At 62.6% G+C, this 19517-nt stretch carries 16 protein-coding genes; 10 read left to right on the forward strand and 6 right to left on the reverse strand.

Annotation, left to right across the window (positions count from 1 at the left end):
- Window positions 1-31: 31 nt before the first annotated feature.
- Both ACZ7GB_RS07660 and ACZ7GB_RS07665 read right to left on the reverse strand, forming a co-directional pair.
- Window positions 32-1063 carry a rod shape-determining protein gene (locus tag ACZ7GB_RS07660; protein WP_038064670.1) on the reverse strand — a complete coding sequence of 344 codons (1032 nt, stop codon included), beginning with the start codon at window positions 1061-1063 and terminating at the stop codon, window positions 32-34.
- Window positions 1064-1387: 324 nt separating this feature from the next.
- Entirely contained in the window at window positions 1388-2947 is a 1560-nt protein-coding gene (locus ACZ7GB_RS07665; protein WP_078542099.1) for a 2-isopropylmalate synthase, read from the reverse strand.
- A 310-nt stretch (window positions 2948-3257) separates the two neighbouring features.
- Here ACZ7GB_RS07665 and ACZ7GB_RS07670 point away from each other — a divergent pair, with 310 nt between their 5' ends.
- The 3 genes from ACZ7GB_RS07670 to ACZ7GB_RS07680 are packed head-to-tail and all read left to right on the forward strand — an operon-like array spanning window position 3258 to window position 6134.
- Window positions 3258-3923 carry an SDR family NAD(P)-dependent oxidoreductase gene (locus ACZ7GB_RS07670; protein ID WP_472158149.1) on the forward strand — a complete coding sequence of 222 codons (666 nt, stop codon included), beginning with the start codon at window positions 3258-3260 and terminating at the stop codon, window positions 3921-3923.
- Window positions 3917-4615: an SDR family NAD(P)-dependent oxidoreductase gene (locus tag ACZ7GB_RS07675; RefSeq protein ID WP_472158150.1), complete on the forward strand. Its 699-nt coding sequence runs from the start codon at window positions 3917-3919 to the stop codon at window positions 4613-4615. The genes ACZ7GB_RS07670 and ACZ7GB_RS07675 overlap by 7 nt, the downstream gene beginning before the upstream one ends.
- Window positions 4608-6134 (forward strand): cryptochrome/photolyase family protein, encoded by a 1527-nt coding sequence (locus ACZ7GB_RS07680; protein ID WP_472158151.1) that lies wholly within the window; start codon window positions 4608-4610, stop codon window positions 6132-6134. The genes ACZ7GB_RS07675 and ACZ7GB_RS07680 overlap by 8 nt, the downstream gene beginning before the upstream one ends.
- 21 nt (window positions 6135-6155) lie before the next feature.
- Here the strand turns inward: ACZ7GB_RS07680 and ACZ7GB_RS07685 are convergent, their stop codons facing one another.
- Window positions 6156-7643, reverse strand: a complete 1488-nt coding sequence (locus ACZ7GB_RS07685; protein WP_472158152.1) for an MORN repeat-containing protein — start codon at window positions 7641-7643, stop codon at window positions 6156-6158.
- Window positions 7644-7882: 239 nt separating this feature from the next.
- Between ACZ7GB_RS07685 and ACZ7GB_RS07690 the strand changes: the two genes are divergently transcribed.
- Window positions 7883-9541 (forward strand): NAD+ synthase, encoded by a 1659-nt coding sequence (locus ACZ7GB_RS07690; protein ID WP_472158153.1) that lies wholly within the window; start codon window positions 7883-7885, stop codon window positions 9539-9541.
- A 21-nt stretch (window positions 9542-9562) separates the two neighbouring features.
- Here the strand turns inward: ACZ7GB_RS07690 and ACZ7GB_RS07695 are convergent, their stop codons facing one another.
- The 3 genes from ACZ7GB_RS07695 to ACZ7GB_RS07705 are packed head-to-tail and all read right to left on the reverse strand — an operon-like array spanning window position 9563 to window position 12659.
- Window positions 9563-10228: a hypothetical protein gene (locus ACZ7GB_RS07695; protein WP_472158154.1), complete on the reverse strand. Its 666-nt coding sequence runs from the start codon at window positions 10226-10228 to the stop codon at window positions 9563-9565.
- 9 nt (window positions 10229-10237) lie between these two features.
- Entirely contained in the window at window positions 10238-10822 is a 585-nt protein-coding gene (locus ACZ7GB_RS07700) for a TadE/TadG family type IV pilus assembly protein (RefSeq protein WP_143595003.1), read from the reverse strand.
- A 16-nt stretch (window positions 10823-10838) separates the two neighbouring features.
- Window positions 10839-12659, reverse strand: coding sequence for a TadE/TadG family type IV pilus assembly protein (locus ACZ7GB_RS07705; RefSeq protein ID WP_078548187.1), 1821 nt, complete (start codon window positions 12657-12659; stop codon window positions 10839-10841).
- A gap of 377 nt (window positions 12660-13036) precedes the next feature.
- Between ACZ7GB_RS07705 and dnaG the strand changes: the two genes are divergently transcribed.
- The 6 genes from dnaG (at window position 13037) to ACZ7GB_RS07735 (ending at window position 19389) form a co-directional block, all read left to right on the forward strand.
- Window positions 13037-15016 (forward strand): DNA primase, encoded by a 1980-nt coding sequence (dnaG, locus tag ACZ7GB_RS07710; RefSeq protein WP_078548185.1) that lies wholly within the window; start codon window positions 13037-13039, stop codon window positions 15014-15016.
- A gap of 182 nt (window positions 15017-15198) precedes the next feature.
- Window positions 15199-17214, forward strand: a complete 2016-nt coding sequence (gene rpoD / locus ACZ7GB_RS07715; protein WP_078548183.1) for an RNA polymerase sigma factor RpoD — start codon at window positions 15199-15201, stop codon at window positions 17212-17214.
- 62 nt (window positions 17215-17276) lie between these two features.
- A complete protein-coding gene (locus tag ACZ7GB_RS07720) occupies window positions 17277-17645 on the forward strand; it encodes a hypothetical protein (protein ID WP_472158155.1) in 369 nt (122 codons plus the stop codon).
- 190 nt (window positions 17646-17835) lie between these two features.
- Window positions 17836-18555: a hypothetical protein gene (locus ACZ7GB_RS07725; RefSeq protein WP_347430553.1), complete on the forward strand. Its 720-nt coding sequence runs from the start codon at window positions 17836-17838 to the stop codon at window positions 18553-18555.
- Window positions 18556-18649: 94 nt separating this feature from the next.
- Window positions 18650-18973: a hypothetical protein gene (locus tag ACZ7GB_RS07730; RefSeq protein WP_472158156.1), complete on the forward strand. Its 324-nt coding sequence runs from the start codon at window positions 18650-18652 to the stop codon at window positions 18971-18973.
- Window positions 18973-19389: a secondary thiamine-phosphate synthase enzyme YjbQ gene (locus tag ACZ7GB_RS07735; protein WP_472158157.1), complete on the forward strand. Its 417-nt coding sequence runs from the start codon at window positions 18973-18975 to the stop codon at window positions 19387-19389. The genes ACZ7GB_RS07730 and ACZ7GB_RS07735 overlap by 1 nt, the downstream gene beginning before the upstream one ends.
- Window positions 19390-19517: the final 128 nt, after the last annotated feature.

Raw genomic sequence — 19517 nt, forward strand, 5'->3', positions numbered from 1 at the left:
TGGCCGGGCGTGGTGCGATCCCGGCCCCGTCTCAGCTGTCGTAATCAATGACGTGGCGAAGCTGCTTTTCATATTCAAGCGCCTTGCCGGTGCCGAGGGCAACACAGTTGAGCGACTGATCGGCGATCGAGATCGAGAGGCCCGTCTGCTCGCGCAGGGCCAGATCCAGCTCGCCCAGCAGCGCACCGCCCCCCGTGAGCATCACGCCACGGTCGACGATGTCGGCGGCGAGGTCCGGCGGCGTGGTCTCCAGCGCCTGCATCACCGCGTCGCAGATCGACTGGACGGGCTCGGACAGCGCCTCGGCGACCTGCGCCTGCGTGATTTCGGTTTCTTTCGGCACGCCGTTCAGCAGGTCGCGACCGCGCACATGGAGCGACATGCCGCGCCCGTCATCGGGCATCCGCGCGGTGCCGATCGTGGTCTTGATCCGCTCTGCGGTGGATTCGCCCACGAGCAGGTTCTGGTTGCGGCGCAGGTAGGAGATGATCGCCTCGTCCATGCGGTCGCCGCCCACGCGCACCGAGCGCGCATAGACGATGTCGCCGAGCGAGAGGACGGCCACCTCGGTCGTGCCGCCGCCGATATCGACCACCATCGAGCCCGTGGGGTCGGTGATCGGCATGCCGGCACCGATAGCCGCTGCGATCGGCTCTGCGATCAGGCCGGCGCGGCGCGCACCTGCCGAGAGAACCGACTGACGGATCGCGCGCTTCTCCACCGGGGTCGCGCCATGCGGGACGCAGACGATGATCTTCGGCTTCGAGAAGGTCGAGCGCTTATGCACCTTGCGGATGAAATGCTTGATCATTTCCTCGGCGCTGTCGAAATCCGCGATGACGCCGTCGCGCATCGGGCGGATCGCTTCGATCGAGCCGGGGGTGCGGCCGAGCATCAGCTTGGCGTCTTCACCGACTGCCAGCACCTGCTTCTTGCCGTCCTTGACGTGATAGGCGACCACCGAGGGTTCGTTCAGCACGATCCCCTTGCCTTTGACATAGACCAGCGTGTTCGCCGTCCCGAGGTCGATCGCCATGTCCGAGGAGAAGATCCCACCAACCATATTACGCCTGTCCCATCCCAAATTTCTTAGAAACACCGCGACTCGCGCCAAGCCACGGCCCGCGCCTCGTATAGTCAAAGCGGCCCTTACGGGGAAGCGGATTTGCGCTGTCGGCAAGGCACCCCTGCGGTTATCCGCTGAGGCTAGGCCAAGGGATTGACCTTTTTCAACATTTTGGTCGGATTTCGCCCGGAAAAATTGCTTGAAATTACAGATATGCGATACGTCACGAAATCGTGCTGAAATCGGGGAATTCGCGGGGGCTGGATTGAAAACGGGCAGCCCTTCGCGGGCTGCCCGAAACCTGTGCAACTGGTGGTCGGCTCAGAGCTTGTAGCTCACCGTTTTCACATCCGCGTCGGGCGCGGTTTTCTGGCTGCGGAAGCGCAGGCGGTTGAGCGCGCCGACATAGGCCTTCACGCTCGCGAGGATCGTGTCGGTATCCGACGCCGCCCCCGTGCCGATCCGCCCGTCTTCCTCGAGGCGGACCGAAACGGTCGCTTGTGCGTCGGTGCCTTCGGTCACCGCATGCACCTGATAGAGCTTCAGCTTCGCATGCGTCGGGTAGATTTCCTTGACGCAGTTGAAGACCGCATCGACCGGGCCGTCGCCTTGGCACTTGCTGGATTTCTCCTCGCCGTCGACAAGCATCTTCAGCTCGGCTTCCTGCCCGTCCGAGCCGCAGACCACGCGCAACCATTTCACCTGCAGGTAGTCATCGGCGGTGTTCGCGGCGCTGTCGGTCATCAGCGCGATCAGGTCCTCGTCGTAGATTTCCTTCTTGCGGTCGGCCAGCGCCTTGAAGCGGACGAAGACGTCCTTGAGCTGGTTGTCGCCCAGCTCGTAGCCCAGATCCTTGAGCTTCGCGCGCAGCGCAGCGCGGCCCGAGTGCTTGCCCATCGCGATATTCGCCTCGTTGAGGCCGATATCGGCGGGCTTCATGATCTCGAAGGTCTCGACGTTCTTCAGGACGCCATCCTGGTGGATGCCGCTTTCGTGCAGGAAGGCGTTCTTGCCGACGATCGCCTTGTTGAACTGCACCGGGAAGCCCGAAACCTGCGCCACGCGGCGCGAGATGTTCATGATCTTCGTCGTGTCTATGTGGGTCTGGTAGGGCATGATGTCCTGACGAACCTTCATCGCCATGACCACTTCTTCGAGCGCGGTGTTGCCCGCGCGCTCGCCCAGACCGTTTATCGTGCATTCGATCTGACGCGCACCGGCATCGACCGCGGCCAGCGCGTTCGCCGTCGCCATGCCCAGATCGTTGTGGCAGTGCGTCGCGAAGATGATCTCGTCGGCGCCCGGCACCCGCTCGAGCAGCATCCGGATCAGATCGGCGGATTCAGTCGGCGCGGTATAGCCAACCGTATCGGGGATGTTGATCGTGGTCGCACCCGCCTTGATCGCGATCTCGACGACGCGGCAGAGGTAGTCATGCTCGGTCCGGGTCGCATCCATCGGCGACCATTGCACGTTGTCGCACAGGTTGCGCGCGTGGCTGACGGTCTCGTGGATGACGTCGGCCATCTCGTCCATCGTCAGGTTCGGGATCGCGCGGTGCAGCGGCGACGTGCCGATGAAGGTGTGGATGCGCGGCGATTTCGCGTGCTGCACGGCTTCCCAGCAGCGGTCGATATCGGGCAGCTTCGCGCGGGCGAGCCCGCAAATCGTCGAGAACTTGGCGCGTTTCGCTATATCGCTGACGGCTTCGAAATCGCCCTCCGAGGCGATGGGGAAGCCGGCCTCGATGATATCCACGCCCATTTCGTCGAGCAGATCGGCGATCTCGAGCTTCTCGTCATGGGTCATCGTCGCGCCCGGCGATTGCTCGCCATCACGCAGGGTCGTGTCGAAAATCAGAACGCGGTTTTTGTCGATCATGGTCTGGGCCATCTGCTAGTCTCTTTCGTCTTGGCTCTTAGCGTTACTTGGTCCCGAAGGCCAGCATTGCGCGGTGGCTTTCGAAAGTTGTCCGGGCGCTGGTTACCCCTGAGCGTTCGCGCCCGAAGGCACGCTCAGAGGCTGCTAAGAAGAAGGAGACCACGGGGCATCGCGCCTTGGGCGAGCGCCCCGGCTGCGGTGAGTTGAATATGCTTAACCCGTGTCATGAGGGGCACTATAGGCGCCAAGTGATAAATGAAAAGCAAAAAAGGAACCGCTCGCGGCGGGGGCGCGTAGCCTTTGGGCGCATATGACGGAGGGAACGGTGGCAGGTCAGGCAATCGTGATCGGGGATACGGGCGGGATCGGTTCGGCGATCCGGGCCGAGCTGGAAGCGCGCGGCTTCGCGCTGAAGGGGTTGTCGCGGTCGCGCGATGGATTCGATGTGACGGATGAGCGTTCGGTCGAGGCGGGTCTGCGCGGGATCGACGGGCCGGTCGATCTGATCTTCGTGGCCTCGGGCGCACTTGGCACGCCGGAAAAGGCGCTGTCGCAGCTCACGCCCGCGGAATTGCAGACCCAGTTCGCCGTGAATGCGATGGGGCCGGCGCTGGTGCTGAAACACGCCGCCCGCCTGTTGCCCCGCGACCAGCCCGCACGGTTTGCGGCGCTCTCGGCGCGGGTCGGCTCGATCGGGGATAACGGCTTGGGCGGCTGGTATAGCTATCGGACCTCGAAAGCGGCGCTGAACCAGGTGCTGCACGGCGCGGCGGTCGAACTGGGGCGCTCTCACAAGCAGCTCGTGGTCGCGGCGCTGCATCCCGGCACGGTCGACACCCCCTTTACCGCCGATTACCCGCGCGACAAGCTCGCCCCGGAAGACGCCGCGCGCCGGTTGCTGGATGTGCTGGACGGGCTGACCCCCGCGCAATCGGGCGGGTTTTACGATTACGCAGGCAAGGAGATCCCATGGTAACCCGAAACGCCATCGTCACCGGCTCCGCGCGCGGGATCGGCCGCGCGATCACCGAGGCGCTGCTGGATCGCGGCTGGCAGGTCGCGGCGCTCGATCTGGATATCGACCCGCTGGAGGCGCGCGAAGGCTTGCAGGCGATCCGCTGCGATCTAGGGAGCGAGGATGACATTCGCGCCGCCGTCGCGGAGGCCGGGTTCGAGACGCTCGATCTCTTGGTGAATAATGGCGGTCCGGCCAATCCCGAATGCGGACCGCTGGAGGAACTGACGCTGGAAGCGTGGCATAGGTGGATCGACCCGCATCTGACGGGCACGTTCCTGATGACGCGCGAGGCTCTGCCCGCCTTGCGCAAGGGTCGCGGCGCGGTGGTCAACATGGCCTCGACGCGCGCGCTGCAATCCGAGCCTGACACCTTCGCCTATGCGGCGGCGAAGGGCGGCGTCACGTCGCTGACCCACGCGATGGCGGTGAGCCTCGGGCCGGAAGTGCGGGTGAACGCGATCGCGCCCGGCTGGATCAATTCGGGCGGCGAGGCCTTGAGCGAAGAGGATCACGCGCAGCATCCGGTGGGCCGGGTGGGCGAGCCTTCCGACATCGCCGACGCGGTGTTGTACCTTGCCGATGCCGGCTTCGTGACGGGGCAGGTGTTGGTCGTCGATGGCGGCATGACCCGAAAGATGATCTATGACTAAGCTGATCGCGGTGCTGGGCGACCAGCTGAGCCATGATGGCGCGGCTTTGCGCTGCGGCGACAAGGATGCGGATGTGGTGGTCATGGCCGAGGTGCGCGAAGAGGCGACCTATACCGGCCATCACAAGCAGAAGCTGGCGCTGACCTTCGCCGCCATGCGCCGCTTCGCCGACGAGTTGGAGCGCGACGGCTGGCAGGTTCGCTATACGAAGCTGACCGACGACGACAACGCGGGCTCGCTGGTGGGCGAATTCGCCCGCCGCGCCGAGGAGGAGGGGGCCGAGGAGGTCGTGACGCTCGCCCCCGGCGAATGGCGGCTGCGGCAGGCCTTCGAGAGCGCGCCGTTGAAAATCCGGCAACTGCCCGACGACCGCTTTATCTGCTCCGAGAAACGCTTCGCGGAGTGGGCCGAGGGGCGCAAGGAGCTGCGCATGGAGTGGTTCTACCGCGAGATGCGCCGCGAGACGGGACTCTTGATGGAAGGCGACGATCCGGCGGGCGGTGAGTGGAACTTCGACAAGGAAAACCGCAAGCCCGCCCAACCCGACCTGTTCCGCGAGCCCGCGCCGACCTTCCGCAAGGATGCGCTGGTACAGGAGGTGCTCGATATGGTCGAGGCGGAATTCCCTGACAATTTCGGATCGCTCGAAGAGTTCAACTGGCCGGTCAGTCGCGCGCAGGCCGAACGCGCGCTGGAGCATTTCATTGCCCATAACCTGCGCGATTTCGGAACCTATCAGGATGCGATGCTGGCCGAGGACCGGCTGCTGCATCACTCGATCCTGTCATCGTGCATCAATCTCGGGCTGCTCTCGCCGCTGGAGGTCTGCAAGGCCGCGGAAGAGGTCTACAAGGAGGGCGATGCGCCGATCAATTCTGTGGAGGGGTTCATCCGGCAGATCCTTGGTTGGCGCGAATATATGCGCGGAATCTACTTTCTTGAGGGGCCCGATTATACTTCGCGCAATGCGCTGCACCACAAGCGCGACCTGCCGTGGTTCTACTGGTCGGGCGAGACCGACATGGCCTGCATGAAGGCCGCGATCGGGCAGACCCGCGATCTGGCCTATGCGCATCACATCCAGCGTCTGATGGTCACAGGCAATTTTGCGCTGCTGGCCGGGATCGACCCGCGCCAAGTGCAGGATTGGTATCTCGCGGTCTATATCGACGCCTATGAGTGGGTGGAGGCGCCGAACACGGCGGGGATGAGCCAGTTCGCGGATGGCGGGGTGGTGGCCTCGAAACCCTACATTTCCTCGGGTGCCTATATCGACAAGATGTCGGACTATTGTGGCGGCTGCGCCTATGACGTGAAGGCGAAGGATGGCGAGGGGGCTTGCCCGTTCAACAGCCTCTACTGGCATTTCCTCGACCGGCATCGCGACCGCTTCGAGGGAAATCCGCGCATGGGGCTGGTCTATCGCAACTGGGACAAGCAGAAGAAAGAGACGGGGGAGGCCAAGCTGAAGACAGCGGAGGCGGTGCTCGCGAAGCTCGACAAGGGCGAAGCGCTGTAGCGCGCCTGCCCAGCAAAGCGGTCAGTTCGCGGAAGGCTGCGCCGTGGCCGGTTCGTTCGCCGGGGCCGGCGGGGTCTCGGCGCTGGCATCGGGCGTGGGCTGCGTGGCAGGCGCGCTGGTATCCTGAAGCTTGTCGTTCGACCATTCGCCGCTCGCGACATTCCCGGAGGCATAGGTCATCGTGCCTTGCCCTTCGCGTTTGCCATTCGAAAAGCTGCCCACATAGGTGTCGCCATTGGCATAGGTCGCGCGGCCTTGCCCGTCGATCGCGCCGTTGCGCCACTCGCCCTCATAGGTGAATCCATCGGGCATGGTCAGCTTGCCGGTCCCGTCGCGCTGGCCGTTCTTGAAGGCGCCCTCATAGGTCGTGCCATCGGCATAGCGCGCGGTGCCTTGGCCCTCGCGCTGCCCGTTCACCCAGTCGCCCTCGTAGCTGTAGCCGTCCGGGTAGGTCATCTTGCCCTTCCCGTCATTGCGCGCGTTCTTGAACTCGCCCTCATAGACGAGCCCGTTCGCGTAGCGCGCGGTGCCGGTGCCCTGAATGACGCCATGCGCCCAGCCGCCCTCGTAGCTGGAGCCGTCGGGATAGGTGATCTTGCCCTGACCGTCGGGCAGGTCGTTCTTGAAGCTGCCCTCATAGACCGAGCCGTCGGGATATTGCACCTTGCCCTGACCTTCGATGCGGCCTTCCTTCCATTGGCCGGTATAGACATAGCCGTCCTTGCCGCGGAACGTGCCGGTGCCGTGGCGCTTGTCGAGCAGGAAGTCCCCCTCATAGGTGTCGCCATTGGCATAGGTGACCTTGCCCGCGCCGTGGCGCTTGCCGTTGACCATCTGGCCTTCGTAGACATCGCCATTGGGTTGGGTCAGCTTGCCGCGGCCGTTCATCTGGCCGGCCTTCCAGTCGCCGACATAGGTCAGCCCGTCCGCCATCGTGAGCGTCCCGGTGCCGTCGCGCTGGCCATGCGCCATCTGGCCCTCATAGGTGGAGCCGTCGGGATAGGTAATCTTGCCGTTGCCCTGCTTGACGCCGCCCAGCCAGTCGCCCTCGTAGCGATAGCCGTTCGCGCTCTCCAAGGTGCCCTTGCCGTCATGCATCGCGTTGCGGAACTGGCCCTGATAGACCGAGCCGTTGGCGTAATGCGCGGTGCCGGTGCCGGTGATCTGACCGTTGAGCCAGTCGCCCTCGTAGGTGCCGCCATCGGCGAAGGTGATCTTGCCCTTGCCGTTGGGTTTGCCGTGGTCGAACTCGCCCTCGTAGATCGAGCCGTTGGGGAAGCGCGCGCGGCCCTTGCCCTTGATCTCGCCCATCACCCATTGGCCTTCGTATTCGTAGCCCGAGGGCAGCTTGTAGCTGCCATAGCCGTCCTGCTTGCCATCGGTGAAGGTGCCCTCATAGAGGCCGCCGTCATCGTATTGCTTGGTGATGACCTCTTGCGCCGGCGCGATCTGCGCGGTCCAGCCGATCAGAACTGCCAATGTCGCGATGCGAAGCTGCGCGCCTGCCATGCGTGCCCCCTGATGGTGCTGCCTGTGCCCCGGTCTCGCGAGCGCGTGGATTCGCGCTCTGCCGTGCTTGGGGAAAGGTTAATTGCGCGGGGATAGCCTGACAAGCGGGCAGGGGGCGGTGTCGGGGCGGTCGCGTTGAGGGGCGTCACGGGAGGGGCGGCAAATGCAGGGCAGCCATCCCCTTTTCACCCCAGCGTTTTCTGCTAAATGAGAGGGCGATAACAGCCCCGAGGACGCTTATGGCCGATCGTTTCCGCCTCACCATGGCCCAGCTCAACCCCACCGTGGGCGCGCTGGAGGCCAATGCCGAGAAGGCCTTCGCCGCTTGGGAAGAGGGCAAGCGCGCGGGCGCCGACATGGTCGTGCTGCCCGAGATGTTCCTGACCGGCTACCAGACGCAGGACCTGATCGCGAAGCCCGCTTTCGTGCGCGACGCGGTCGCCGCGATGGAGGCGCTGGGCGCGCGGATCACGGACGGTCCGGCGCTGGGCATCGGCGGGCCCTACTGGACCGAGCAGGGGCAGTATAACGCCTATTGGGTCTGGAAAGACGGCGCGCTGGTCGCGCGGATGCTGAAACACGATCTGCCGCATCACGGGATTTTCGACGAGTATCGCATCTATGATACCGGTCAGATCTCGGGGCCCTACGCGATCAACGGCGTGCGGGTCGGGACGCCTATCTGCGAGGATGCGTGGCACCCCGACGTGGCCGAGACGCTGGCCGAGACCGGGGCCGAGATCCTGATCGTGCCGAACGGTTCGCCCTATCACCGGGGCAAGCTCGACGTGCGGATGACCCATATGGTCGCGCGCGTGGTCGAGACCGGGCTGCCGCTCGCCTATCTCAACTCGGTCGGTGGGCAGGACGATCAGGTCTTCGACGGGGCTAGCTTCGTGCTGAACCGTCACGGGCAACTGGCCGCGCAATTCGCGCCTTTCGACGAGATCATCGACCATGTCGATTTCGAGCGCGACGGTGAGGGCTGGACCTGCGTCGCGGGCCGCGACGATCCGCAGCCTTCGGAATGGGAGCAGGATTACCGCGCCATGGTCGAAAGCCTTGGCGATTACCTGCGCAAGTCGGGCTTCTCAAAGGTCGTGCTCGGCCTGTCGGGCGGGATCGACTCCGCGCTGGTGGCGACGATCGCGGCGGATGCGCTGGGGCCGGAGGCGGTGCATTGCGTGATGCTGCCCTCGGAATACACCTCGCAGGGCTCGCTCGATCACGCGGCCGATCTGGCAAAGCGGCAGGGGATGCGCCTCGACACGGTGCGGATCGACGGCGCGCGCGATGCGGTCTCGGATGCGCTTGCCCATCTGATGGAAGGCACCGAGCCCGACGTGACCGAGGAAAACATCCAGTCGCGCCTGCGCGGTGTGATGCTGATGGCGCTGTCGAACAAGTTCGGCGAGATGCTTCTGACCACCGGCAACAAATCCGAGATGGCCGTGGGCTATGCGACGATCTATGGCGACATGGCGGGCGGCTACAATCCGATCAAGGATCTCTACAAGACCCGCGTTTTCGAGACGTGCCGCTGGCGCAACGCCAATTACCGCGACTGGATGAAGGGCCCCGAAGGCGAGGTGATCCCGCGCGAGATTATCGACAAACCGCCGTCTGCGGAGCTACGCCCCGACCAGAAGGACGAGGACAGCCTGCCGCCCTATCCGGTGCTCGATGGCATCCTCGAAGGGCTGGTGGAGCGCGACGCTTCGGTCGCCGATCTCGTGGCCGAGGGCTACGAGCGCGAGACGATCAAGAAGGTCGAGCATCTGCTGTATATCTCGGAGTGGAAGCGCCACCAGTCCGCGCCGGGCACGCGCCTGTCGAGCAAGGCGTTCTGGCTGGATCGCCGTTATCCGATCGTCAATCGCTGGCGCGACCACGGCTGAGCGCGGCGTTCGCGCTGCCGTTCAGTCTGCGTCGCTCCACGTCAGGCGGGCGACGCGCGGCCGGGTGACGATGAAATTGTCGAACGAAATCGCATCGCGGAAGCCGACGAAATGCTTGGTCGGATCTTTCCCGATTGACGTCAGATAGGCTTTATAGGCTTCCGACAGCTTGAAGGGGAGATCATAGGCGTAGGACGTCTCCACGATCAGCGCCTGGTCGCCCGCCGCGAGGACCGGAATGCGGTCCGCCTCGAGATCGAGCGCCTCCTGCGTGTACTTTTGCGCCAGGCCGGTCGCAAAGGAATCGTCCAGCTTCACCTTTTTTGCGTCGCTGCCTTCGGTGGGATCGTTGCAGGCGTGGTTCAAATCCTGCGGATCGTCCCAGCAACTCACCAAGGTCACGCGCATCCAGCTGCGCGACGGGTCGCTATTGCCGGTCGCAAAATCGTAGACCTGTTTGATGCCTGAGACGAATTTAGGGCCGATTGGATCCCGTTCGCGCGAGATCAGGTCCGAGACCGTTACATTGGCCCGTGTCGCGGCGCCGCGAATTTTGAACACGTCATACATTTCGATCGACAGGATCAGCCAGCCCGACAGCATGATGAAGGCCATCAGCCCTTCGATCGGGATGGATCCGGTCTCGTCGTCGCGGAAGCGGCGGAACACATTGCGCATCTTTGCCATGACCATCGCTCAGGTCCCTCCTGCAGCAGAGGCGACTGCCGGTTCGATCACGATCGCGGTCGTTGTCACCAAGGCGTAATCGCCATCCGCGCCGACCGGCGATGCTTCGAGGAAAGCTTGCGCAATGAAATCTTCCAGCAGCATCGGCTTTTCGCGCAGGCAGACCCGCACGAGGATCAGTTGATCCGGGGCGGCGGATTCCAGCGTGCCGGAGGGCGGTGGCTTGGTTACGTCCGAGAAATCCTCGCAGCGCACCGGGTGATTGGCGATTGAGGAGGTCCAGTTCGTCTTGTCGACCTGAAACATCTCGACCGAAACCCGGTTCATGCAGGTGTTCCCGAAGAAGCCCGCCTGTTTGCAGATTTCGTGGCGCAGCGTTTTCTCGTCGATGCTTGAGTAGTTCCCGATGCGGATGATCCGGCTCGTGGCTTCGGTCGCGCGGGTCAGCAGGGTCTGCTTGATGAAGATCACGCCCAGCTCGATGCCGGCGAACATGAAGAAGATCAGAAACACGATCCAGAGCAGGGCGGGGATCGTCACCGCCCCGTCCTCCGCCCTCAGGAAGGCTCGTTTATGTGTCAGCCTCAGTGCCATGCTCTGCGCTCTCCGGTCAGTTCGTCAGGCGCAGGGTAGAGATCTGCGTCGCGATCGAGGAAAACGCATCCGCGAGATTGGCGGAGTCGACGTCATACTGGTAGCTCGGACCCGAGCTGCAATCGGCGAGCGCCGTCTTGCCACTCTGGGGTGCGTCCACGGCCACGGTGAAAACGATGATATCCTTGCTTTTCCCGGCCTGGCACACGTCGTGCAGGTTCTTGTCCTTCTCCGAGAACATCGAGGAGATCGCCATCTCGTCGTAGATCGAAGCCACGGATTCTTGCGGGTCTAGGCGCTGGCGCGGCGGCAGAAGGAAGGTCTGGATCACATATTGCAGCGTCCATCCCTTGCTCCAGACGGTGCGCCAGTCGATCGCATGCAGATCACGCGGCTCGAATTGATACTCGTAATGCGAGTCCTGGTAGCAACGCTCGCGGCCCCGCCAATCCGTATAGCACTTCGTCTCGTAAACTTTCGTCGCGATGGTCTCGCCGATCTCCTCGGGCGCATACCAGTTGCGATCGGCGAATGAGTAATAGGGCTTCTCTCCCTGATCTGCGCGCTCCTGCGAGAACCAGTACATGTGCGACATGGTCGAGCTGTCGTCATTAAACGCCGTCGAACTGTCGATCGAGAACAGGCCGGAATCGCCCGTCCTGTACTTCATATAGGTCGAGAAGGTGCGTGTGTTCTGACCGTCGGTCATCAGGATCATCACCTTCATCGAGCGTTCATCGATGCTCTGACCGGTCGCCGGATAGGGCAGGGGGCGGTCGTCCACATCAGCAGAAATCGTCCCGTTTTGGACCAGAGCAGCGGAGACCGGTTTGGCCGAAGGGTCGAGCAGCGCGAAGCCCCATCGAGCGCCGATGTCGATCGCGGTATCGCCACCTGCACGCAGCGACGCAATCTTGTTCACGACGTCGTTCTGATTGTCTTCGAAGGCCATCACGTCAGAATAGCTGTGCTCGTAGCAGTTCTCGGAGGATTCCGAGAGTGTTTTGTACACGCCGTAGCCTTGGCCAACGAGATCATAGCTCCAGCCATACATGGTGCGCTGCAGGCCGGTGGTCGGCAGGCTCACGCTGTTGAAACCCTGAAGCTGCACGTCGGCGCAGGTGTTGTAGCTGTGATCGTTCGACAGATTGTACGCCGCCGCCAGATCGGGGCCGAGCGAGACCTGCTGGTTGTAGGGCACGATCGAGATCGAAAGGCGACCGGCCGGCGCGCCCGGAGGCTGAACGTTGTCGAACATCTTGTTGGTGAAATTCGTCGCGGCATCGCGCAGCGAGGCGATCTTCGTCTCGCCGTAATAGGAGCCGGAATCCGTTTGACCCATCGAGCCGGAGACGTCGAGCACCATCGAGATTTCGACATTGCCGATGGATTCCTCGGCTTTGGCTGCGGTGTTGGAGCGGAAGGAATCGACGCCGAAGCCGATCAGGTCACCGAAGATCGTGGGCATGTCATCCTGCGCGGTCATCGATACGCGGCGGTATTCCTTCTGCGCGCCCTCTTCGACCACGGGCTCGATATTGAGATAGTCGAGGCCGCTGGTGGAGAGGTAGTCTTTCGCCACGGTCGCGGGATCGAGCGTCTGATCCAGATTGGCGGCGGCGAGCGCGGCTCGGTCGAGCGAACTTTGGATAAGCGTACGGCGTTCGTCTTGGCGGACGAAATCAATCGCAATGCCGCCAATGACCATCAGCACGATCAAAACCTGCAGGCTGAAGATGAAAACCGCTCCATCCTCGTCCTGCGCGAACCGCCCCATTCGGGCGCGCGCGGCTTCGATACGGCGTGCCAAGCCGTTTTGTTCGGTTTTGTCCCTCATCCCCGACCTCCTTCTCCTTGTCCCATGGCCTCGCCGCCAGCGGAGAAAACTCGTAAAAAAATCACCGGATGAAACTGCATAATTCCTGAGGCGAAATTAAGGCAAAACCTTGTCTAACTTCATGGAATTGTTGTGCTTTAAATGTGGAATGCCGCAGTGTGTGTGAGATAGTTTCCCAATCGGCCACCAATCTGAGGGTCTTCTGACGCTGGGTGCCGTCTTAGAGACTGAGTCGTTTAAACTAAGTTAACTCGCCTCAAGGGGCGGATTTCTCACCTTCGGCTGACGCGAAGTTCTCGGCGCGCGCGAGGCCGAAAGCTGTGGGTAGCTCCGCGGGTCCCCTCGACTCTGCCGCACATGGAGACAATATAGAGACCATGAGCCTGCCACCCGGATTTCTCGACGAATTGCGCAGCCGTTCCTCGATCGCTCAGGTCGTGGGGCGCAAGGTCATTTGGGACATGCGCAAGTCGAACCAGGCCAAGGGCGACATGTGGGCGCCGTGCCCCTTCCATCAGGAAAAATCGGCCTCGTTCCATGTCGATGACCGCAAGGGCTATTACTATTGCTTCGGCTGTCACGCGAAGGGCGACGCGCTGAGCTTCGTGCGCGAGACCGAGAATGTCAGCTTCATGGAGGCGGTGGAGATCCTCGCCCGTGAGGCCGGAATGCAGATGCCCGCGCGCGATCCGATGGCGCAGGAGAAGGCCGATCTGCGCACCGAGTTGGCCAATGTGATGGAAGAGGCGGTGAAGTATTTCCGGCTTCATCTCAACACGCAGGCCGGAAGCGCCGCGCGCGACTATCTGGCCGGGCGCAGCCTGAACAAACCCGCCGTGGACCGCTTTGAGATCGGCTTTGCCCCGCCCGGCTGGCAGGGGCTGCGCGATGCGCTCAAGGCGAAGGGGATCTCCGACGAACTGATCAAGGGCGCGGGGCTTGCGAAGGACAGCCAGAAGGGACGCGAACCCTTCGACGTCTTCCGCAACCGTATCATCTTCCCGATCCGCGATCCGCGCGGGCGCTGCATCGCATTCGGCGGGCGGGCGATGGATCCGAACGATCCGGCGAAATATCTCAACTCGCCCGAGACCGCGCTCTTCGACAAGGGGCGCTCGCTCTATAACCATGGTCCCGCGCGCGAAGCCTGCGGCAAGGGCGCGCCGCTTGTGGTCTGCGAAGGCTATATGGATGTGATCGCTATGGTCGAGGGCGGCTTCGGCGGGGCGGTCGCACCGCTCGGGACCGCGATCACCGAAGATCAGCTGCGCCTGATGTGGCGCATCCATGACGAGCCGATCATCGCGCTCGATGGCGATACGGCGGGTCTGCGCGCGGCGCTGCGGGTGATCGATCTCGCGCTGCCGCTGCTGGAGGCGGGGAAGGGCGTGCGCTTCGCGATCATGCCGCCGGGGCTCGACCCGGATGACGTGATCCGCAAGCAGGGCCGCGAGGCGATGGAGACGATCCTCGCCGAGGCGAAGCCGATGGTCTCGCTGCTGTGGCAACGCGAGACCGAGGGGAAAGTCTTCGACAGTCCCGAGCGCCGGGCGGCCCTGGACAAGAGCCTGCGCGCCGCGATTGCGCGCATTCAGGATCCCTCGATTCGCGGCCATTACGGGGACGAGATCAAACGCCTGCGCTGGGAGCTGTTCGGCACCGGTCCGCAGGCTGGCCCACAGGGCGGTGCGCAAGGATCCCGCGGGGGCTTCACGCCGGGCGGTTTCGGCCCCGGCGGCAAGCGCGGCAAGGGCCGCTTCGGTGCGCCGCCGCCAGCCTTGCCCGAGACGCGCTCCTCGCTTCTGGCGACCGCGCCGAGCGACGTGGCCGAGCATTTGCGCGAGGCGATGATCCTCGGCATCTGCGTCACCCACCCGGCGCTGATCGCGGAATTCGAAGCGGAACTGGAGGCCGTGCCGCTGCGCGACGCGACGCATGATCAGCTGCGCCACCGGATGCTCGCCCATGTTGCCGCGCCCGCCCCGGAAATCGCGAAAAACCTTTACGCGGAAATGGCGGCCGACCTTGAAAAACTGTTGAACCTGCCCCATTTGCGCTCTGCCCCTCCGGTTCGCAACGCTGAGAACCTCGATTTGGCGCGGATGTGCCTGACCGAGGAACTGGCCAAGCTGGACGCCGCTCGCGCCGTGCGCGAAGAGGTCGCCGATGCGATGGAGGATCTGGCGGGGCTTGCCGACGAAGGCGTGACATGGCGTCTGGCGCAAGCAGCATCGCTTCGCCATCGTGCAGAGAGATCGAAACTGGAGGACTCCTCCGATATGGGCGAAGATCAAGCGGCGCTGTCCGCAACGCTTCAGGCCATGATCGACGGGGAAATCTGGCGTAAGAAACATTGAGCCGGATGGCTGCGGGCCAACGGATTACGGAAAAGCGAATTGTTGCGGACACATTCAGAATCAACTTTCTGTCCACAGCCCTCGCGCCCCTGTGATTCGCCGCCGCGATTCGATACACAGACGAGATATGATTCGCTTTCGTCATAGCTTGAGCCCAACCAAGCCCTGACCGAGGAGCCCACATGGCCGCCAAAGACATCGACGACAATAAATCCGACACCCCGAGCGACGACGCGACGTCCTTCGATATGAGTCAGGCCGCCGTGAAGCGGATGATCGCCGAGGCGAAGGAACGCGGGTTCATTACCTATGACCAGCTCAACAAGGTGATGCCGCAAGATCAGGTCTCCGGGGACCAGATCGAAGATGTCATGTCGATGCTCTCCGAAATGGGCATCAACGTCATCGAAGCCGAAGAGGCCGATGAGGAAGAAAGCAGCAGCCAGGGCGGCGAAGTCGCGACGACGGCTTCGGGGTCGCGTGAAGTCGCGGTCTCGACCACCAGCTCGGAAACGCTCGATCGTACCGATGACCCGGTGCGGATGTATCTGCGCGAGATGGGCTCGGTCGAGCTGCTGTCGCGCGAGGGCGAAATCGCGATCGCCAAGCGCATCGAGGCTGGCCGCAACACGATGATCGCGGGCCTCTGCGAGAGCCCGCTGACCTTCCAGGCCATCACGATCTGGCGCGACGAACTTCTCAACGAAGAAATTCTGCTGCGCGACGTGATCGACCTCGAGACCACCTTCGGCAACTCGCTCGAAGGGGTCGAAGGCGAAGAAGAAGAAATCGCACCGCCCACCGTCGGAGCCGAGGCGACGACAGAGGGTAGCAAGAAATCCGAAGATAGCGGCAATTCGGAGCCTGAGCTCGACGCGGACGGCAACCCGATCCAATCCGACGATGACGACGAGGACGAAGGCGCGAATCTTTCGCTCGCCGCGATGGAAGCCGCGCTGAAGCCGCGTGTTCTCGAGACGCTCGAACTGATCGCGCGCGACTATGCTCAGCTTGCCGAAATGCAGGATCTGCGGATGTCGGCGACGCTGAACGAGGATGGCTCCTTCTCTGTCACCGAGGAAGCCGCCTATCAGAAGCTGCGCTCCGAGATCGTCGAACTGGTGAACTCGCTTCACCTGCACAACAACCGGATCGAAGCGCTGATCGACCAGCTCTACGGCATCAACCGCAAGATCATGTCGATCGACAGCGGCATGGTGAAGCTCGCCGATCAGGCGCGCATCAACCGTCGTGAGTTCATCGAAGAGTATCGCGGCTACGAACTGGACCCCAGCTGGTCCGAGCGGATGCAGGCAAAGTCGGGCCGCGCTTGGCAGTCCCTGTTCGAGCGTTCCGCCGACAAGGTCGAAGAGCTGCGCGGGGAGATGGCTCAGGTCGGACAGTATGTCGGCGTCGACATTTCCGAATTCCGCCGCATCGTCCAGCAGGTCCAGAAGGGCGAAAAAGAAGCCCGTCAGGCCAAGAAAGAGATGGTCGAGGCGAACCTGCGTCTCGTGATCTCGATCGCGAAGAAATACACCAACCGCGGCCTGCAATTCCTCGATCTCATTCAGGAAGGCAATATAGGCCTCATGAAGGCCGTGGATAAGTTCGAGTATCGTCGCGGCTACAAGTTCTCGACCTACGCGACGTGGTGGATCCGTCAGGCGATCACCCGCTCGATCGCGGATCAGGCGCGCACCATCCGTATCCCGGTCCACATGATCGAGACGATCAACAAGCTGGTCCGCACCGGTCGCCAGATGCTCCACGAGATCGGCCGCGAGCCGACGCCGGAAGAACTGGCCGACAAGCTGCAGATGCCGCTCGAGAAGGTCCGCAAGGTGATGAAGATCGCCAAGGAGCCGATCTCGCTCGAGACGCCGATCGGCGACGAGGAAGACAGCCAGCTTGGCGATTTCATCGAGGACAAGAACGCCGTTCTGCCGCTCGACTCCGCCATTCAGGAGAACCTGAAGGAGACGACGACGCGGGTTCTGGCCTCGCTCACCCCGCGCGAGGAGCGGGTTCTGCGGATGCGCTTCGGTATCGGCATGAACACCGACCACACGCTCGAAGAGGTGGGGCAGCAGTTCTCGGTCACCCGCGAACGTATCCGTCAGATCGAGGCGAAGGCGCTGCGCAAGCTCAAGCATCCGAGCCGGTCGCGCAAGATGCGTTCGTTCCTCGACCAGTAATAGCATTCGATCAGGACGCCCCCGGTTTCGGGGGCGTTTTCATGTCATCCGGGGGAGGGAGCATGAAAGTCTTCACTACGTTTGTGGCTGTAGCCCTTCTGGTCGCTGGGTCCGCCAGCGCATCCGAGCGCGCGCAGTTCTACATTCCCGACAAGCCCGCCAAGCTGGTCTATCTCTTCACCTGCCAAGGGGAGAGCCAGGACGAGATCGCCCAGAATTGGGAGAAAGCCAAGGCCGTCTTCGCCAGCGATCATCAGGAAGAGGCCGCGCGTCTGGAAGCGAAAACCACGGCGCAGCGCGAGTCCGGCCATGCCCCGAGCCAAGAGGCGATCGACGCCCATAACGTCGAATTCAACGCGCATAAAGCCGCGGTCGAAGCCGATCTTGCTCCGCTGGGCTGCAAGATGAACGGTCTCGTTCACGTGCCGTGACGGAGGGCGGTCCGCTTGCATTGCTGCGTCAAGGCGGCGGCCCCTAAACCGCATATTTCGCACATTTCTTGAGCATTTCGGGGGGTGGAACGGCTTTTTCGTCCCTCAAGTTGCTGGAAAGTTTGAAATTCCCCTGATCGTGTTATCGTCAACCTACGGACAATTGGGGTGTTCGTTGGGGGGGAGTTAAATGCGGCTGCGCAATTACGCGCCAGCCCTGCTGAAACCGTTCAATGACGAGTTAACGCGAAAGTTTCTGTTCGCTTTGCTTTTCGTGGATGCAGTGCTGCTGGCTATTTTCATCACTTACAACGTTTTGGGGCTCAATCATGGCGACGGGCTGATCGCCGAACAGTTCTGGCGGTTCGATATCGGTCTCGACCTCAGCTTTTCCGAGAATTTCGGGTTCTTCAAATGGACCGCGATCATGGTGTTCATGCTCGCGTCGTTCCTGAAAAAGCCGAACGCCATGAGCGTGTTCATATTTGCCGTCTTCGCCATTCTGCTTGCCGATGACAGCAAGCAGTTGCACGAACACGCAGGCCGGTTTCTGAGGGAAGGGGTGTTCGAACAAGTCATCGCCGATCCGCATGCCGCGCAGACGATCGGAGAGCTTGTGTATTTCGCGGGACAAGGCGTCGTTGTTGTCGCGCTTCTGTGGCTCGCTTATCGCTTCGGGTCGCCGGAGCAGCGCCTCTATGTGCTTCGCTTTTCCGCTTCGATCTTCGGTCTCATCATCTGTGGAGTGGGGTTCGACGCGATCCATAGCGTGTTCGAGGGCGCTCCGCTCTCATGGCTTCTCGGCTTGATCGAAGATGGCGGTGAGATCATCTTCGCCTCCATCGCCTGCGGCTACGGTTTCAGTTACCTGCTCGCGCAGTTCCAGAGTGCCGAGGTTTCCCACGCGTAGTGGCGGCCTAATTCGTGTGGCGCGCGTGGGCAAAAGGCGTTGCCTGTCGTCTTGCGGCGGTCCAAATTGAAGCGACCCAATAACCGGAGATACCATGTTCAAGTTTGCGCCTGCCTTGCTCGCCCCTCTCGTTCTCGCTGCCTGTCAGGTCGGCACGATGGAATCGGGCACGCCGCGCATGGATCAGGCGGGTACCTGTTTCCTCTATGTGCAGGAAGAGGCAGGTGGCACCTATTCAGTGATCTCCGGCGTCGGCGACGGCACGCCGCAACCCAAGGCCATGGTCAAGCGCGGGCTAAGCGGCGCCCAGACCGATGCGGCTTGGGCGAAAGAGCGCAAGATCATGGATATCAATCCCGAATGCCTCGCGATCGTCGCTACGGATCGCTCCGAGGCGCGTCCCGCGCCGAAAAGCTGATGCATCGCCGCTTCGAGATCGCGACGTCGGGCCCGGGTCTCTACGAGTTCACACGTGACGTGGCGGCTTGGGTCGCGGGCGCCGATGCGGAGGAGGCGTCGCTCACACTGTTCATCCGCCATACCTCGGCTAGCCTCGCGATCCAGGAAAATGCCGACCCGGAAGTGCGCACCGATCTGAACGAATTCTTTCATCGGCTCGTGCCGCCCACGACCGACCCCAGCATGTCCTACCTGACCCATACCTATGAGGGGCCGGACGACATGCCGGCCCATATCAAATCGGCGCTTTTACCCGTCAGCTTGCAGATTCCTGTCATTTCAGGGCGTATGGCGCTCGGAACGTGGCAGGGAATTTACCTTTTCGAACATCGCAGCCGCGCGCATCGCCGCGAGGTCATGGCCCTCCTGCGCTGAGTCTCATTCGCCACAGGCAACCGCCACATCTGGGGTCGAAAGATTTTTCCTACCCAAACCATCGACGCTAGGCTAAGGTCTTGTGGATAAGAGGGGCATGCAGACCCTATCGTGAGGCGGGACAACGA

This window comes from Thioclava sp. PTB-PU3-1, assembly GCF_055666785.1.

Bases quoted from the DNA above. Each gene is read 5' to 3' on its own strand.
- ACZ7GB_RS07695 (WP_472158154.1), bottom strand. From the start codon at position 10,228: ATGGCAAAGATGCGCAATGTGTTCCGCCGCTTCCGCGACGACGAGACC.
- ACZ7GB_RS07700 (WP_143595003.1), bottom strand. From the start codon at position 10,822: ATGGCACTGAGGCTGACACATAAACGAGCCTTCCTGAGGGCGGAGGAC.
- ACZ7GB_RS07720 (WP_472158155.1), top strand. From the start codon at position 17,277: ATGAAAGTCTTCACTACGTTTGTGGCTGTAGCCCTTCTGGTCGCTGGG.
- ACZ7GB_RS07680 (WP_472158151.1), top strand. From the start codon at position 4,608: ATGACTAAGCTGATCGCGGTGCTGGGCGACCAGCTGAGCCATGATGGC.
- ACZ7GB_RS07670 (WP_472158149.1), top strand. From the start codon at position 3,258: ATGACGGAGGGAACGGTGGCAGGTCAGGCAATCGTGATCGGGGATACG.
- ACZ7GB_RS07725 (WP_347430553.1), top strand. From the start codon at position 17,836: ATGCGGCTGCGCAATTACGCGCCAGCCCTGCTGAAACCGTTCAATGAC.
- ACZ7GB_RS07675 (WP_472158150.1), top strand. From the start codon at position 3,917: ATGGTAACCCGAAACGCCATCGTCACCGGCTCCGCGCGCGGGATCGGC.
- ACZ7GB_RS07660 (WP_038064670.1), bottom strand. From the start codon at position 1,063: ATGGTTGGTGGGATCTTCTCCTCGGACATGGCGATCGACCTCGGGACG.
- ACZ7GB_RS07705 (WP_078548187.1), bottom strand. From the start codon at position 12,659: ATGAGGGACAAAACCGAACAAAACGGCTTGGCACGCCGTATCGAAGCC.
- ACZ7GB_RS07735 (WP_472158157.1), top strand. From the start codon at position 18,973: ATGCATCGCCGCTTCGAGATCGCGACGTCGGGCCCGGGTCTCTACGAG.
- dnaG (WP_078548185.1), top strand. From the start codon at position 13,037: ATGAGCCTGCCACCCGGATTTCTCGACGAATTGCGCAGCCGTTCCTCG.
- rpoD (WP_078548183.1), top strand. From the start codon at position 15,199: ATGGCCGCCAAAGACATCGACGACAATAAATCCGACACCCCGAGCGAC.
- ACZ7GB_RS07665 (WP_078542099.1), bottom strand. From the start codon at position 2,947: ATGATCGACAAAAACCGCGTTCTGATTTTCGACACGACCCTGCGTGAT.
- ACZ7GB_RS07690 (WP_472158153.1), top strand. From the start codon at position 7,883: ATGGCCGATCGTTTCCGCCTCACCATGGCCCAGCTCAACCCCACCGTG.
- ACZ7GB_RS07685 (WP_472158152.1), bottom strand. From the start codon at position 7,643: ATGGCAGGCGCGCAGCTTCGCATCGCGACATTGGCAGTTCTGATCGGC.
- ACZ7GB_RS07730 (WP_472158156.1), top strand. From the start codon at position 18,650: ATGTTCAAGTTTGCGCCTGCCTTGCTCGCCCCTCTCGTTCTCGCTGCC.